General features: G+C 66.3%; 10 protein-coding genes. 5 read left to right on the plus strand and 5 right to left on the minus strand.

Going from position 1 to position 16162, the window contains the following annotated elements; genetic code table 11:
* Positions 1–79 precede the first annotated feature (79 nt).
* The 5 genes from betI (at position 80) to QRO93_RS09660 (ending at position 6966) form a co-directional block, all read left to right on the plus strand.
* Positions 80–670 carry a transcriptional regulator BetI gene (betI, locus tag QRO93_RS09640; RefSeq protein ID WP_049455864.1) on the plus strand — a complete coding sequence of 197 codons (591 nt, stop codon included), beginning with the start codon at positions 80–82 and terminating at the stop codon, positions 668–670.
* A 39-nt stretch (positions 671–709) separates the two neighbouring features.
* Positions 710–2182: a betaine-aldehyde dehydrogenase gene (gene betB, locus QRO93_RS09645; RefSeq protein ID WP_285304126.1), complete on the plus strand. Its 1473-nt coding sequence runs from the start codon at positions 710–712 to the stop codon at positions 2180–2182.
* A gap of 101 nt (positions 2183–2283) precedes the next feature.
* Positions 2284–3966: a choline dehydrogenase gene (betA, locus tag QRO93_RS09650; protein ID WP_006441623.1), complete on the plus strand. Its 1683-nt coding sequence runs from the start codon at positions 2284–2286 to the stop codon at positions 3964–3966.
* Positions 3967–4220: 254 nt separating this feature from the next.
* On the plus strand, positions 4221–5897 hold the full coding sequence (locus QRO93_RS09655) for a long-chain fatty acid--CoA ligase (protein WP_053449651.1): 1677 nt from the start codon (positions 4221–4223) through the stop codon (positions 5895–5897).
* Between the two features lie 199 nt (positions 5898–6096).
* A complete protein-coding gene (locus QRO93_RS09660; RefSeq protein ID WP_053449650.1) occupies positions 6097–6966 on the plus strand; it encodes a crotonase/enoyl-CoA hydratase family protein in 870 nt (289 codons plus the stop codon).
* Between the two features lie 12 nt (positions 6967–6978).
* Here the strand turns inward: QRO93_RS09660 and QRO93_RS09665 are convergent, their stop codons facing one another.
* The 5 genes from QRO93_RS09665 to QRO93_RS09685 all read right to left on the minus strand — a co-directional run bounded on the left by QRO93_RS09665 (position 6979) and on the right by QRO93_RS09685 (position 15862).
* On the minus strand, positions 6979–9702 hold the full coding sequence (locus QRO93_RS09665; protein WP_080374908.1) for a response regulator: 2724 nt from the start codon (positions 9700–9702) through the stop codon (positions 6979–6981).
* A gap of 1 nt (position 9703) precedes the next feature.
* Positions 9704–10843, minus strand: coding sequence for a two-component system response regulator (locus QRO93_RS09670; RefSeq protein WP_053449649.1), 1140 nt, complete (start codon positions 10841–10843; stop codon positions 9704–9706).
* 205 nt (positions 10844–11048) lie between these two features.
* The gene (gene lysS / locus QRO93_RS09675) at positions 11049–12560 is read right to left on the minus strand and encodes a lysine--tRNA ligase (protein WP_180878099.1); all 1512 of its coding nucleotides are present in this window, start codon (positions 12558–12560) and stop codon (positions 11049–11051) included.
* 212 nt (positions 12561–12772) lie between these two features.
* Complete coding sequence (locus QRO93_RS09680) at positions 12773–14413, minus strand: acetolactate synthase large subunit (protein ID WP_180878100.1); 1641 nt, start codon at positions 14411–14413, stop codon at positions 12773–12775.
* A 63-nt stretch (positions 14414–14476) separates the two neighbouring features.
* Positions 14477–15862, minus strand: a complete 1386-nt coding sequence (locus QRO93_RS09685) for an NAD-dependent succinate-semialdehyde dehydrogenase (protein ID WP_180878101.1) — start codon at positions 15860–15862, stop codon at positions 14477–14479.
* Between the last annotated feature and the right edge of the window lie 300 nt (positions 15863–16162).

Below are 16162 nucleotides of genomic sequence, written 5' to 3' on the forward strand. Positions count from 1 at the left end.
TTATTGATTGAGCGTTCAATCAATAAAAAGCATAATGGCGGGCAGCCCGATCCTTCGGGTCGCAATCCGTGGAGAGACAATGCCGAAGAAAGGCGTGGAACCGGTACGGCGCGAGCAGCTGATCCGGGCCACTTTCCAGACCATCGACGAGATCGGCATGGCCGATGCAACCGTCGCCACCATCGCGAAGAAGGCAGGGCTGTCCAGCGGCATCGTCGCCCACTACTTCGGCGACAAGGACGGCCTGCTCAATGCTGCAATGCGGCAGATCCTGCGTGAACTGAAGGACGCCGTTGCGCGCTACCGCGCTGACGTCGGCGATGACCCGCGCGACCAGCTGCGTGCCATCGTCGATGGCAACTTCGATGACAGCCAGATCAACGGCACCGCCATGCGCGTCTGGCTCACCTTCTGGGCCGCGAGCATGCACCAGCCGGAACTGGCCCGGCTGCAGCGCGCCAACGACCAGCGCCTGTTCTCCAACCTGTGCCACCAGTTCAACCGCCTGCTGCCCCACCCGCAGGCCCGCCTGGCCGCCCGCGGCTTGGCCGCGATGATCGACGGCCTGTGGCTGCGCGGCAGCCTGGTCGGCGGCCAGTTCAATGCCGAGAAGTCCCGGCGCATCGCTTACGGCTACATCGACTTCCAGTTGCAGGCTGTCGCGCTATAAGCGCTTCAGCACCCGCCCCCTTCCAAGGAGTACGCCCCCATGACCACCCTGCCCGTCCAACAGCTGTACATCCACGGCCAGCGCGTCGATGCCACCAGCGGCAAGACCTTCAAGTCGGTGAACCCGGCCACCGGTGAGGTGATCGCCGAAGTGCAGGTCGCCAGCCAGGCCGACGTCGAGCGCGCCGTGCAGAGCGCGGCCGAAGGCCAGAAGGTGTGGGCCGCGATGACCGCCATGGAGCGTTCGCGCATCCTGCGCCGTGCGGTCGAGATCCTGCGCGAGCGCAATGATGAGCTGGCCCACCTGGAAACCCTGGACACCGGCAAGGCGCTGGCCGAGACCACCACCGTGGACATCGTCACCGGTGCCGACGTGGTCGAGTACTACGCCGGCCTGGCCACCGCCATCGAAGGCATCCAGCTGCCGCTGCGCGAATCGAGCTTCTTCTACACCCGCCGCGAGCCGCTGGGCGTGGTCGCCGGCATCGGCGCGTGGAACTACCCGATCCAGATCGCCATGTGGAAGTCGGCCCCGGCCCTGGCTGCCGGCAACGCAATGGTGTTCAAGCCGTCCGAAGTGACCCCGCTGACCGCGATCCGGCTGGCCGAGATCTACACCGAAGCCGGCGTGCCGGCCGGCGTGTTCAACGTCGTGCAGGGCCCGGGCCGCGAGATCGGCCAGTGGCTGACCGAGCACCCGGTGATCGAGAAGATCTCCTTCACCGGTGGCGTCGCCACCGGCAAGAAGGTCATGGCCAGTGCCGCCTCTTCGTCGCTGAAGGAAGTGACCATGGAGCTGGGCGGCAAGTCGCCGCTGGTGATCTGCGATGACGCCGACCTCGACCGCGCCGCTGATATCGCGGTGATGGCCAACTTCTTCAGCTCCGGCCAGGTCTGCACCAACGGCACCCGCGTGTTCGTGCCGCGCAGCATGCTGGCCGCGTTCGAAGCCGCTGTTGTCGAGCGCGTCAAGCGCATCCGCATCGGCGACCCGATGGCCGCCGAGACCAACTTCGGCCCGCTGACCAGCTTCCCGCACATGGAAAACGTGCTGCGCTACATCGAAAGCGGCAAGGCCGAAGGCGCCCGCCTGCTGACCGGCGGTGGCCGTGCCACTGAAGGTGCGCTGGCCAACGGTGCCTACGTGCTGCCGACCGTGTTCTCCGACTGCCGCGATGACATGACGATTGTCCGCGAAGAGATCTTCGGGCCGGTGATGAGCATCCTCGCCTACAACGACGAAGACGAAGTGGTGCGCCGTGCCAACGACACCACCTTCGGCCTCGCCGCCGGCGTGGTCAGCAAGGACGTCAGCCGCGCCCACCGCATCATCCACCGCCTGGAAGCCGGCATCTGCTGGATCAACACCTGGGGTGAATCGCCGGCCGAAATGCCGGTCGGCGGCTACAAGGAATCCGGCGTCGGCCGCGAGAACGGCATCTCCACCCTCGGCCACTACACCCGCATCAAGTCGGTGCAGGTCGAGCTGGGCGACTACGCCAGCGTGTTCTGATCGGCGCGCCCTGAGCGCGCCCCATCGTCCGGCCACCGTGCCGATCCGACATTCCGCCGGGACGCCTGCATGCAGCGCGCCCCGGCCTGCAGGAGACACCCATGAGCACCCATAACGAGTACGACTACATCATCATCGGCGCCGGTTCGGCCGGCAACGTGCTGGCCACCCGCCTCACCGAAGATGCCGATGTCAGCGTGCTGCTGCTGGAAGCCGGTGGCCCGGACTACCGGCTCGACTTCCGTACCCAGATGCCGGCCGCGCTGGCCTTCCCGCTGCAGGGCAAGCGCTACAACTGGGCGTACAAGACCGATCCCGAGCCCTTCATGAACAACCGCCGCATGGACTGCGGCCGCGGCAAGGGCCTGGGTGGCTCGTCGCTGATCAACGGCATGTGCTACATCCGCGGCAACGCGATGGACTACGACAACTGGGCCAGCATGCCGGGCCTGGAAGACTGGACCTACCTGGACTGCCTGCCGTACTTCCGCAAGGCGGAAACCCGCGACATCGGCGCCAATGACTACCACGGTGGCGACGGCCCGCTGCGCGTGACCACGCCGAAGGCCGGCAACAACGAACTGTTCGCGGCGATGGTCGAGGCCGGCGTGCAGGCCGGCTACCCGCGCACCGACGACCTCAACGGCTACCAGCAGGAAGGCTTCGGCCCGATGGACCGCACGGTGACCCCGAAGGGCCGCCGTTCCAGCACCGCCCGCGGCTACCTGGACCTGGCCAAGCCGCGCCCGAACCTGACCATCGTCACCCACGCGCTGACCGACCGCATCCTGTTCTCGGGCAAGCGTGCGGTGGGCGTGCAGTGGCTGCACAACGACCAGCCGCAGCGCGCCACCGCGCGCCGCGAAGTGCTGCTGTGCGGCGGCGCCATCGCCTCGCCGCAGATCCTGCAGCGTTCGGGCGTCGGCCCGGCCGACCTGCTGCGCAGCCTCGACATCGACCTGGTGCACCACCTGCCGGGCGTCGGCGCCAACCTGCAGGACCATCTGGAGATGTACCTGCAGTACGAGTGCAAGAAGCCGGTGTCGCTGGCCCCGGCGCTGAAGCTGTACAACCAGCCGGCGATCGGCGCCGAGTGGCTGTTCCTGGGCACCGGCATCGGCGCCAGCAACCAGTTCGAGGCCGGCGGCTTCATCCGCAGCGACGCCGAGTTCGACTGGCCGAACCTGCAGTACCACTTCCTGCCGGTGGCGATCAATTACAACGGCTCCAACCCGATCAAGGCGCACAGCTTCCAGATGCACGTGGGCTCGATGCGCTCGCCCAGCCGCGGCCGCATCCACGTGCGCTCCAAGGACCCGCGCGAACATCCCAGCATCCTGTTCAACTACATGTCGCATGACCAGGATTGGCGCGAATTCCGCGCGGCGATCCGCATCACCCGCGAGATCTTCGCGCAGCCGGCGCTGGCACCGTACAGCGGCCGCGAGATTTCGCCCGGCAGCGCGCTGCAGACCGACGCGCAGATCGATGCGTTCGTGCGCGAGCATGCAGAGACCGCCTACCACCCGTCCTGCTCGAACAAGATGGGCCACGCCGATGATCCGATGGCGGTGGTCGATGGCCAGGGCCGCGTGCACGGCCTGGAAGGCCTGCGCATCGTCGATGCCTCGATCATGCCGCAGGTGGTGACCGGCAACCTCAACGCGCCGACCATCATGATGGCCGAGAAGCTGGCCGACGTGATCCGCGGCCGCACCCCGCTCGCCCGCAGCACCGCGCCGTACTACAAGGCCAACGGCGCACCGGTGCGCAAGCAGGGCTGAGCAGCCCCAGACCGGTAGGTGCCCACCTTGGTGGGCACTGATCCAAGCCCCCCCTCGGAATCCTGTGCCGACCAAGGTCGGCATCTACCGTTGCCGTTTCCGGATCCTGTGCCGACCAGGGTCGGCACCTACCATTGCCGCCTCCGCGAACCCCTCTTCGCGTTTTCCCTACGGCGGGGTATGCTGCAATGACCGGCCATTGTCGATACGCTCAGGGCCGGAACCTAATACATCACGATTCCTGGAGGGGGAATATGAGTCTGGATCGTCCCTGGCTGCAGAGCTATCCGAAAGGCGTTCCCGCCGAAATCGACGTCAACGAGTTCCATTCGGTCGCCTCGGTCTTCGACGCCTCCGTCGCGAAATTCCGCGACCGTCCCGCCTACTCCAGCTTCGGCAAGGTCATCACCTATGGTGAGACCGATGCGCTGGTCACCCAGTTCGCCGCCTACCTGCTGGGCGAGCTCAAGCTCAAGAAGGGTGACCGCGTCGCCCTGATGATGCCCAACTGCCTGCAGTACCCGGTGGCCACCTTCGGCGTGCTGCGTGCTGGCCTCACCGTGGTCAACGTCAACCCGCTGTACACCGCACGCGAACTCAAGCACCAGCTGGTCGATGCCGGTGTCAGCGCGCTGGTGGTGGTCGACAACTTCGGCGACACCGTCCAGCAGGTCATCGCCGACACGCCGGTCAAGCACGTGATCACCACCGGCCTGGGCGACCTGCTCGGCGCCAAGGGTGCGATCGTCAACTTCGTGCTGAAGTACATCAAGAAGATGGTGCCCAACTACCACGTCAAGGGCGCGGTCCGCTTCAAACAGGCGCTCAAGCTGGGCAGCCGCCACGCGCTTCCGAAGGTCGAGATCGACCACGACGACATCGCTTTCCTGCAGTACACCGGCGGCACCACCGGCGTGGCCAAGGGCGCGATGCTGACCAACCGCAACCTGATCGCCAACATGCAGCAGGCGTCGGCGTGGCTGTCCACCTCGGGCATCGAGCCGGGCAAGGAAGTCATCATCACCGCCCTGCCGCTGTACCACATCTTCGCGCTGACCGCGAACGGGCTGGTCTTCATGAAGTTCGGTGGCTGCAACCACCTGATCACCAACCCGCGTGACATGAAGGGCTTCGTCAAGGAGCTGAAGGGCACCCGCTTCACCGCCATCACCGGCGTCAACACGCTGTTCAACGGCCTGCTCAACACCCCCGGCTTCGACGAGATCGATTTCTCTTCGGTCAAGTTCACCCTGGGCGGCGGCATGGCGGTGCAGCGCGCGGTGGCCGAGCGCTGGAAGAAGACCACCGGCGTCACCCTGGTCGAGGCCTACGGCCTGACCGAAACCTCGCCGGCGGCCTGCATCAACCCGCTCACCCTGCCCGAGTACAACGGCTCGATCGGCCTGCCGATCCCGTCTACCGATGCCTGCATCAAGGACGACAACGGCAACATCCTGCCGCTGGGCGAAGTCGGTGAGCTGTGCATCAAGGGCCCGCAGGTGATGAAGGGTTACTGGCAGCGCCCGGATGAAACCGAAAAGGCCATCGACGCCGACGGCTGGCTGCACACCGGCGACATGGCGAAGATGGACGAGCACGGCTTCTTCTACATCGTCGACCGCAAGAAGGACATGATCCTGGTGTCCGGCTTCAACGTGTACCCGAACGAGGTCGAGGACGTCATCGCGATGATGCCGGGCGTGCTGGAAGTGGCCGCAGTCGGCGTTCCGGACGAGAAATCCGGCGAAGTGGTGAAGGTCGTGATCGTGAAGAAGGACCCGAACCTGACCGCCGAAATGGTCAAGGAGCACGCGCGGGCAAACCTGACCGGATACAAGCACCCCAGAATCGTAGAATTCCGAAAAGAGCTGCCGAAGACCAACGTCGGCAAGATTCTCCGTCGCGAGCTGCGTGATACGCCCGCCCAGTAAGGGTTTGCGGGCAAGCAGGCAGAACAGGGGCCCCGCCGGCGACGGCGGGGCCTTTTCATTGCCGGAACATGGCCGGCCCAGCGCTTGCGGGCGGTTCACGACGGGTGCATAGAATCAGTCGCCGCCGCACGTTCAGCTCGCCCCCTCACTCTTCTCCGTCCGCTCTGCGGTTGGCCGGACGGTCACACGGAGAACTTCCATGTCCGCAGTACGCCCCATCATCACCCGCCCCGCCCAGCACCCTACCCTGCGTATCACCGAGGAACTGGAGCGGAATGTCTACTGGATCCACATGCACGCCAACCTGGTCAACCAGCCGGGCCGGCCGTGCTTCGCTTCGCGCCTGGTCGATGACATCGTCGACTACCAGCGCGAACTGGGCGATCGTCTCAGCGCCTCGCATGTTCTGTCACCCCATGTCGTTCTGGCCTCGGACAGCGACGTGTTCAACCTGGGCGGCGATCTCGAACTGTTCTGCCGCCTGATCCGCGAAGGGGATCGCGCCCGCCTGCTTGACTACGCGCAGCGCTGCGTGCGCGGCGTGCATGCCTTCCATGCCGGTCTTGGCGCCCGCGCGCACAGCATCGCACTGGTCCAGGGCAATGCACTCGGCGGCGGCTTCGAAGCGGCGCTGAGCTGCCACACCATCGTTGCCGAGGAAGGCGTACTGATGGGCCTGCCGGAGGTGCTGTTCGACCTGTTCCCCGGCATGGGCGCCTACTCCTTCCTGTGCCAGCGGATCAGCCCGCGCCTGGCCGAGAAGATCATGCTGGAGGGCAATCTCTACACGGCCCGCCAGCTCAAGGAGATGGGCCTGGTGGACATCGTCGTGCCGGTCGGAGAAGGCGTCGCCGCAGTGGAACAGGTGATCAAGGACAGCAAGCGGATTCCGCACGCCTGGGCGGCGATGCGTGAAGTCAACGAGATCGCCACCATGGTGCCGCTGCACGAAATGATGCGGATCACCGAGATCTGGGTCGACACCGCCATGCAGCTTGGCGAGAAGTCCCTGCGTACGATGGATCGGCTGGTGCGGGCGCAGGCCCGGCGCAATGGCGACCCGGCCTGACAGCCCGGCGGTTCAGGACGGGCTGCGCTCACTGTCGTCGCGGTGCGGTGCCCCCGCACTACGCGCAGCCAGCGCATTCCTGCCGTTGCGCAGGGCGGCCGACAGGTTGCCGAGCCGGGTGTTCCACTCGCCCTTCAGCTGCCAGTCCGCCATGCGCATGATCTCGCCACTGGAGGCGGCAACCTGGACCAGTCCCAGGTTGCTCGCCACACCCCGCAAAGCGTGGGCATGCTCGCGGAAGTCTTCCCAGGCCTGGCGCTCACCGCAGGCCTGCAGCTGGCCCATGCTGGCGTCGACATCCGCCAGGCACTGGTCGATGAACTTGCGTTCGAAGCCATCGCCCATGCCCAGCGCAGCCAGCTCGTCCAGCACGGCGGTGTCGAGCACGCCATCGCCGACCGGCAAGGCGGGCACCGACTGGATGCCGGTTTCGGCACGGGTATTGGCCGCAACGTCGGCCAGTACTTCCAGCAGCCGGGTGGCGACCACCGGCTTGGCCAGGAACGCGCGCGCGCCCGCCTGTTCGCAGCGCAGGATCGACTCGGGGGTGACATCGGCACTGAGCACCATCACCGGCACATAGGGCATGCCACTGGCCTGCATCACCCGCAGCTGCTTGAGCAGGTCCAGGCCGCTCATGCCGGGCATGTGCAGGTCGACGATCGCCGCGTCGTAGCTTGCCTGCTCAAGCGCATCGAGCACTTCGGCGCCACCATTGACGCAGGTGACCTTGTGGCCGGCTTTCTCGAGCAGGCGCTGCAGCACCATCCGGTTGGCCTCATGGTCATCGGCCACCAGCACCCGCAGGCTGCGCACCCGTGCCCGATGGCGCAGGAACGGATTGGAGAACGCAATGACGTTGCCGGCTTCGGCCACCTCGGACGCCGCCACCGGCGCCGCCACGGGATCTGCAACGTCCAGCGTGATTTCAACCCAGAACACGCTGCCGCGCGGGCTGTTCGGGGCGTAACCGACCTGGCCGCCCATCGACTCCACCAGGCCCTTGGCAATGGCCGTACCCAGGCCGGTGCCCTCATGGCGGCGGGCCAGGCCGACATCGCCCTGCTCGAATGCATTGAACAGGCGGCCGCGCAGCGCCACCGGCACACCGATGCCGCTGTCGACGATCTCGAAGCGCAGGCGTACCCGCTCGCTGCCCAGCGCATCAGGGCTGGACACGTGCAACTGCACGTAGCCGCTGTCGGTGAACTTGACCGCGTTGCCCATCAGGTTCAGCAGGATCTGCTGCAGATGGCCGGCGTCGCCCAGCAGGCGCGGCGGCACGTTCTCGTCCACCTGCACGCGGTAGTCCAGCGATTTCGAGCGGGTCTGCGGGGTCAGGATCAGGTTGATCGCCTGCAGCACATCGGCCAGCGCGAATTCGTGCCACTCCACCCGCACCTTGCCCGCCTCGATCGCGGAGATGTCCAGCACCTCCTCCACCAGCGCCAACAGGCTGCGGGTCGAGGCCTGGATGGTGTTCAGGCATTCGCGCTGCTCATCGTCCAGGCGGGTGGTGGCCAGCACTTCGGTCATGCCGGCCAGGCCGTTCAGCGGTGTACGGAACTCGTGGCTCATGTTGGCCAGGAAGCGGCTCTTGGCCTCGTTGGCCTGGCGTGCTTCGGCCACGGCGCGGGTCAGTGCGTGCAGCAACGAGTCGAAGTACAGCGGGATCGCGCCCAGGCCCAGCAGCAGGCCCCAGCCCAGATAGTCGTGGCCCCGCCAGTACGGCGACAGCATCACCGTGCACAGGAAGGCCAAGCAGCCCATCGCGGTGGCCACGCGCAGATAGGTACTGCCGTAGCGCATGCCGTTGCCGATCGTCACCCACAGCATCACCGCGTACAACGGTGCCGCCGGCTCGCCCTGGATGGTCATGATCCAGGCCATGCAGGTGTAGTCGGTCAGCATGCCGATCACCCGGCGCACATGCGACACGCCCGGATGCACCAGGATCGCCGCCAGCAGGCCGGCGGAGATGGTCAGTTCGAAGGCCAGGATCAGCCAGGTGGCCGTCAGTGCTTCACCGCCGCCGCTGAGCGAGCGCCAGCCCAGGTAGCTGATGAACAGTGCAGTGATGACGATGCGGATCAGGTTCTGCGCGTGTTCGCTGTCTTCGCGCCCGGACAGGCGCTGCCTGAAGCGGGCCAGCAGCGAACGCGAGACGGTGGCGGCGGCGGGGGTGGTATCCATGGTCGGATGTCGCATCCTTCGGCGCAGCAGGGAAGAGCAGCACAGGGGCACCGCCAGCAGTCCCAGCCACAGGGAAAGGGCCAGGCCAGGGTTGGCCCGCCAGTACGGGGTCAACAGCACGGTGGCACCGAAACTGGCCATTGCCAACGCGATGGCAGCGGCCAGGTAGCGGGGGCCGAAGCGCAGCCCATTGCCGACCGTCACCCACATCACCACGGCATACACCCAGGCCAGCGGCTCGCCCATCTGGATCATGCCGATCGCGATCAACCCGTAGTCGGCCAGCATCCCGGCCACCCGTCGCGGGTCCGAGCGGCCCGGCTTCCACAGCAGCCAGCCGAACAGCAGCAGCGACAGGCCGAGCCCGGTCAACACCGTCGCCAGCACGCCCTGGTACTGCTCGAGCCGATGCAGGCGGGCGCCCGACAACAGCACATAGACCAGGATCAGCGAGATCAGCACCATCCGCACGATCGCCTGGCCATGCTCCGAATCCGGACGCTGCGCCAGCTTGCGCCTCACGCGTGCGAACAGGTCCTGCATGTCACCCACCCGGTCGCGTCGATGCCGTCGAGTGCTGGGCGCAGATATCCATCAGCTGCGAGTGGCCGCGCATCAGCGCATCCACGCAGCGCGGGTCGAACAACCGGCCACGCTGGGCATACAGATAGGCCAGCGTGGCTTCCATGGTCCATGCTTCCTTGTACGGACGGGGCGAAATCAGGGCGTCGAACACGTCGGCCACGGCCACGATCCGCGCCTCGAGGGGAATGGCCTCGCCCACCAGGCCGTCCGGGTAACCGCTGCCGTCATAGCGCTCGTGATGGCGCAGTGCGATCAATGCGCCGACCTGGATGAAGCGGTTCTGGCTGCCACTGAGCAGTTCATGGCCGATCCTGGGGTGCCGGCGCATGATCGCCAGCTCCTCGTCGTTGAGCTTGCCCTGCTTGAGCAGCACGGCATCGGGAATCGCGATCTTGCCCATGTCATGCAGCGGCGCCGCCATCTCGATCAGCTTGACGTCATCCTCGGGCAGGCCGAGCTGCTCGGCGATCAGTCCGGCGACCCGCGCCATGCGTTCCAGATAGGCACTGGTGCCGGCATCACGGAACTCGATCGCACGGGCCAATCGCGACAGGGTTTCGCGTTCGCGTTCCTCGACCTCGTGCATGCTGGCCAGCAGCCGCTGTTCCAGCGACAACGCACGCTGTTTCACGTTCTCGGTCTGCTGGCGCAGCTGCAACAGGTTGTAGCAGCGCGCGCGCAGTTCGCGCGGGCGGATCGGCTTGACCAGGAAATCGATGACACCCGCTTCCAGCGCCGCCTGCCGGATCGGCTCGTCGCCAACAACGGTGATCAGGATCACGGGAATATCGCGGTGCTTGGGCAGGCGGCGGAAACGGCGGGCGAACTCCAGCCCGTCCATCTCCGGCATGCGGTAATCGAGCAGCAGCAGGTCGACCGGATGCGCCTCGCACCAGGCCAACGCGGTCAGCGGGTCACCAAAGTCATACACGCTCAGTTCCGGCGCGATGTCCTCGATGACATGACGCAGCATCGTCCGCGCGGACGTCTGATCATCAACAATGACGATGTTCAACGCGTACTCTGCCTGGCTTCTCGACCATGCTGGATCATCAGCAGGCGAGGATACTCTGCCGCTGCGAACGCTCGCACCCTGCATCGGCCTGACTCCCGTGTCATACGTCCCGGTTCATGATCGTCATCACATTGTGAAGCGGACGCTCCACAATGCACCATCCCCCTGGCGCCGATCAAGCCATAACAGGCGTCAAGGTAGTGCATTAACGATACGCCGAGTGCGGGACGCGTCAATCGCGCCGTCTCGTTTCGCGACGGCGCGCACAATCAGGAGTCAGAAAGACGGCTTACTGCTCCGGACGCATGTACGGGAACAGCAGCACGTCACGAATCGAACTGCTGCCGGTCAGCAGCATCACCAGGCGATCGACGCCGATGCCGAGGCCGCCGGTCGGGGCCATGCCGTACTCCAGCGCACGGATGTAGTCGGCGTCGTAATGCATCGCCTCGTCGTCGCCACCTTCCTTCGCGGCCACCTGGGCCTGGAAGCGCTGGGCCTGGTCTTCCGGATCATTCAATTCCGAGAAGCCATTGGCCAGCTCCTTGCCATTGACGAACAGCTCGAAGCGGTCGGTGTAGCCCGGATCGTTGTCGTTGGCACGGGCCAGCGGCGAGACCTCGACCGGATGATCGGTGATGAAGGTCGGCTGGATCAGGGTGTGCTCGACGGTGGCTTCGAAGATCTCCAGCAGCAGCTTGCCCCAGCCGTAGGACGGCTTGACCTTGATCTTCAGGCGCTCGCAATGGCGCAGCAGCGCCTCACGATCGGTGCAGTCGGCGGCGGAGATCTCCGGGTTGTGGTGGCGCACGGCTTCGTCCATGCGCCAGCGGCGGAACGCCGGGCCCAGGTCGATCTTCGCGCCGTCCCACTCCACTTCGGTGGTGCCGTTGACAGCGCTGGCGACGTCACGGATCACGCCTTCGGTCAGGTCCATGATCTCGTTGTACGTGGCATAGGCCTCGTACAGCTCCATCATGGTGAATTCCGGGTTGTGCCGGGTGCTGACGCCTTCGTTGCGGAAGTTGCGGTTGATCTCGTACACGCGCTCCAGGCCACCCACGGTCAGGCGCTTGAGGTACAGCTCCGGCGCCACGCGCAGGTACAGGTCCAGGTCCAGCGCGTTGTGGTGGGTGGTGAACGGCTTGGCCGCCGCGCCGCCGGGGATGTAATGCATCATCGGCGTCTCGACTTCCAGGAAGTCGCGGTTGTCGAGCCAGGCGCGCATTGCGCGGATGATCTTCGAGCGCTTGATGAAGACCGCGCGCGACTCCGGGGTCACGATCAGGTCGACGTAGCGCTGGCGGTAACGCTGCTCGACGTCGGCCAGGCCGTGCCACTTGTCCGGCAGCGGGCGCAGCGACTTGGTCAGCAGGCGGATCGATTCGGCCTTGACCGACAGCTCGCCGGTTTTGGTACGGGTCAGGCCGCCTTCGACGGCGATGATGTCACCCACGTCCCAGCCCTTGAAGGCGGTGTAGGCATCGCCGAGCACGGAGCCCTGCAGGAACAGCTGGATGCGGCCGGATTCGTCCTGGATCTGCGCAAAGCTGGCCTTGCCCATGATGCGCTTGGCCATCAGGCGGCCGGCCATCTTCACCTGGCGGCCGTTGCCTTCCAGGGCCTCGGCGGTCCACTGCTCGGCATCGGCGAATTCTTCCTGCAGCCGTCCGGCAAAGTCCTCGCGACGGAAGTCGTTCGGGTACGCGATGCCCTGCCCACGCAGCGCTTTGAGTTTCTCACGGCGCTCGGCGATCAACTTGTTTTCGTCGACGGGGGGGGTATCGGTAGCTTCGCTCATGGATCTGCGGGAATCGTGTAGTGAGGGGGGATGCTGCGCCCGGCACAGCCGGTTCCACAGCATACCAAAACCGCCCTGCCCCGGCCCCTGGCGGCCCCGCCCGGTAGCCGCCAACCCTGGTTCGCGCCGACAAGCCCCGGTAGTCGCCAACCTTGGTTGGCGCTTCGTGTGTCGACCAAGGTCGACACCTACCGGGCCGCGCGGCGCCGGCGTCAGCGGGTGCCGGGGAACGCCTGGCGCAGTTCGTCCACCAGCACCCGCTCGTTCTCCGAATAGTCGATCGGCACCGACACCAGGTGCACCCCACCTTCATTGAACGCCGCTTCCAGGGTCGGGATGAACTGCTCGATGGCGGTCACCTCATGGCCCCTGCAGCCATAGGCCTCGGCGTACTTGACGAAATCCGGGTTGCCGAAGGTCATGCCGTAGTCGGTGAAACCATCCACCGCCTGTTTCCAGCGGATCATCCCGTAGGCGCCGTCGTTGAGGATCAGCACCACCAGGTTCAGGCCCAGCCGGCGCGACGTTTCCAGCTCCTGGCTGTTCATCATGAAACCGCCATCCCCGCACACCGCCAGTACCCGCCGCTGCGGGTACAGGATCGAGGCCATGATGGCCGAAGGCAGGCCCGCGCCCATCGTCGCCAGCGCGTTGTCCAGCAGCAGCGTATTGGCCACCTGGGTGCGGTAGTTGCGCGCGAACCAGATCTTGTACATGCCGTTGTCCAGCGCCACGATGCCGTCCGGTGGCATCACCTGGCGGACGTCGTGCACCAGCCGCTGCGGGGTGAACGCTTCCTCCTCGGCACGGTCGGCGATGTGCTCCAGGATGGTCGCGCGCAGCGGCAGCAGCGCATCGGCGTTCGGCACCGCACCCTCGATGCGGTCGGCCAGCTGGGTCAGCGCGCGGCCGATATCACCGATCACCTCCACCTGCGGGAAGTACACCTGTTCCACCGCTGCCTGCGAGTAGCCGATATGGATCACGGTCGGGCCGCCCGGGCGCATCACGAACGGCGGCTTTTCGGTGACCTCGTGGCCGATGGTGACGATCACGTCGGCCTGGTCGATCGCCATGTGCACGTAATCGCGCTCGGTCAGCGCCGCGGTGCCCATGTACAGGCCCGAGCCACCGGCGACCGCGCCCTTGCCCATCTGCGTGGTGAAGAACGGAATGCCGGCACGCAGCACGAACGCTGACAGCGCTTCGCTGGACTGTGGCCGCGACGCCGCCGAAGCGATCATCAGCAGCGGACGCTTGGCGTTGCGGATGATCTCCGCCGCACGGTCGAGCGCCTCCGGGCTGGCAATGGGGCGTTCCACCGCGTGCGGGGGAATCAATGCCACGCCCTCGACCTCGTTGGCCGCGATGTCTTCCGGCAGTTCCAGCAGCACCGGACCCGGCCGCTCTTCCTGGGCCACGCGGAACGCCTCGCGGACAATGGTCGGGATGGTGCGCGCCGAGACGATCTGCCGTGCCTGCTTGGTCAGCGGCTTCATCGTGCTGACGATGTCGACGATCTGGAAGCGCGCCTGCTTGCTGGCGACGATGCCCTTCTGCCCGGTGATCATGATCACCGGCCACGCACCCAGCAACGCATACGCCGCGCCGGTGGTGAAGTTGAGCGCGCCCGGGCCAAGCGTGGCCAGGCACACGCCGGGCTTGCCGGTCAGGCGCCCATAGGTGGCCGCCATGAACACCGCCGCCTGCTCATGGCGGGTGACGACCAGCTCGATGCTGGAATGGCGGAGCGACTCGACCACGTCGAGGTTTTCTTCGCCGGGGATGCCGAAAATACGCTCGACGCCTTCGTTCTCAAGCGCGGCGACGAGCAGGTCTGAACCCTTGGACATTGGAATGCCGTCCTTTTCGCTGGACTGATGGTGGATCGTTGCAGGAAGGATGAGAGCCGCGCGTCAAGGCTTGTCGAACCACACCGTCTGCGCGTTGACGAATTCACGGATGCCGAAGTGCGAGAGCTCGCGGCCGAAGCCGCTCTTCTTCACGCCGCCGATCGGCACGCGCGGGTCGGACGCCGAGAAGCCGTTGACGAACACGCCGCCGGTCTGCAGCCGGCGCGCCAGCTGCATGGCGCGCTCGCGGTCGCCGGTCCACAGGTTGCCGCTGAGGCCGAACTCGCTCTGGTTGGCCAGTTCCACCGCGTGATCGGCATCGCGCGCGCGGCTGATCGAGGCCACCGGCCCGAAGGTCTCGGTATCGAAGGCCTGCATGCCCGGCGCCACGCCGGCCAGCACGGTGGGGGCATAGAACGCACCCGGGCGCTGCAGCTGGTGACCACCGACCAGCAGCTGCGCACCGGCCTCCACCGAGGCGCGCACCTGCGCATCAAGCTGCTCAAGCAGATCCTGGCGCGCCATCGGGCCGATGCGGCTGCCGGGGTCGCGGCCATCGCCAATGGTCAGCGCCTGCACCTTCTGGCAGAACTGCGCCACGAACCGGTCGTAGACCGCGTCTTCAACGATGATGCGCTTGCCGGCGATGCAGACCTGCCCGGTGTTCTGGAAGCGCGAGGCCACTGCGGCATCAACGGCGGCATCCAGATCGGCATCGGCCAGCACGATGAACGGATCGGAGCCACCGAGCTCCAGCACCACCTTCTTCAGCGCCTGTCCGGCCTGGGCGGCAATGCTGCGACCGGCCGCCACGCTGCCGGTCAGGGTCACCGCAGCGATACGGTCATCGGCAATCGCGCGGCTGGTGCCCTCGCGGCTGATGTTGGCGGCGATGAAGGTGCCGTCCGGCAACCCGGCATCACGCCAGGCCGCATCCAGCAGCTGCGCGGTACCCACGATGTTCTCGGCCGGCTTCAGCAGGAAGCCGTTGCCGCCCATCAGGATCGGCACCGCGGCGCGCATCACCTGCCAGTACGGGAAATTCCACGGCATGATGCCCAGCACCACGCCCAACGGCAGGTAGGACACGTAGGCCTTGTCGTCGGGCACCTGGGTCGGCTCGTCGCGCAGGAACTGCGCGCCGTGGTCGGCGTACCAGTCGCACAGCACGGCGCACTTTTCGATCTCGGCCAACGCTTCGGCCTGGACCTTGCCCATCTCGGCGGTGGCCAGCGCGGCCAGCGCGTCGCGGTCGCGGCGCAGTACACCAGCCATCGCGCGCAGCACCCCGGCGCGCTGTTCGAGGCTGGTTGCGCTCCAGGCGGCAAAGCCGGCCTGGCCGCGATCGAGGATCGCCTCCAGTTCGGCGTCGGTGGCGAAGGGATGGCTGGCGATGAGCTGGCCGGTGGCCGGATCGCGGGAAATGGCAGTGCTGGGGGCAACGGACATGCAGGTCTCCTGGTGTCTCGACGACGGGCAGTGGCCCGTCTCCTGCACAGGAATGTGGACCTGTTCGATGGCAGCAACAAGGCGTCTGCTTATCCTGTGACCTGCACTTACCTGCCTGAATGGGGTTATCGGCAGGGCTGCGCCCTGCACCCGCTTCAAGCCAAGGCAACATCAACAGCCGAAGCAACAGCACAAGCTGGTTTCCTGCGGTATGGCGGGGTGGGTCCGGTTGCGGGAGACGTCGTAAACCCGTCCTTGGGGGCTTGGCCGCAGCATCCATGCCGCGGACACTCCCGCAAC

The organism is Stenotrophomonas maltophilia group sp. Smal17 (genome assembly GCF_030237045.1).
Classification (GTDB): domain Bacteria; phylum Pseudomonadota; class Gammaproteobacteria; order Xanthomonadales; family Xanthomonadaceae; genus Stenotrophomonas; species Stenotrophomonas forensis.

Bases quoted from the DNA above. Each gene is read 5' to 3' on its own strand.
- betI (WP_049455864.1), top strand. From the start codon at position 80: ATGCCGAAGAAAGGCGTGGAACCGGTACGGCGCGAGCAGCTGATCCGG.
- betB (WP_285304126.1), top strand. From the start codon at position 710: ATGACCACCCTGCCCGTCCAACAGCTGTACATCCACGGCCAGCGCGTC.
- betA (WP_006441623.1), top strand. From the start codon at position 2,284: ATGAGCACCCATAACGAGTACGACTACATCATCATCGGCGCCGGTTCG.
- QRO93_RS09655 (WP_053449651.1), top strand. From the start codon at position 4,221: ATGAGTCTGGATCGTCCCTGGCTGCAGAGCTATCCGAAAGGCGTTCCC.
- QRO93_RS09660 (WP_053449650.1), top strand. From the start codon at position 6,097: ATGTCCGCAGTACGCCCCATCATCACCCGCCCCGCCCAGCACCCTACC.
- QRO93_RS09665 (WP_080374908.1), bottom strand. From the start codon at position 9,702: ATGCAGGACCTGTTCGCACGCGTGAGGCGCAAGCTGGCGCAGCGTCCG.
- QRO93_RS09670 (WP_053449649.1), bottom strand. From the start codon at position 10,843: ATGCAGGGTGCGAGCGTTCGCAGCGGCAGAGTATCCTCGCCTGCTGAT.
- lysS (WP_180878099.1), bottom strand. From the start codon at position 12,560: ATGAGCGAAGCTACCGATACCCCCCCCGTCGACGAAAACAAGTTGATC.
- QRO93_RS09680 (WP_180878100.1), bottom strand. From the start codon at position 14,413: ATGTCCAAGGGTTCAGACCTGCTCGTCGCCGCGCTTGAGAACGAAGGC.
- QRO93_RS09685 (WP_180878101.1), bottom strand. From the start codon at position 15,862: ATGTCCGTTGCCCCCAGCACTGCCATTTCCCGCGATCCGGCCACCGGC.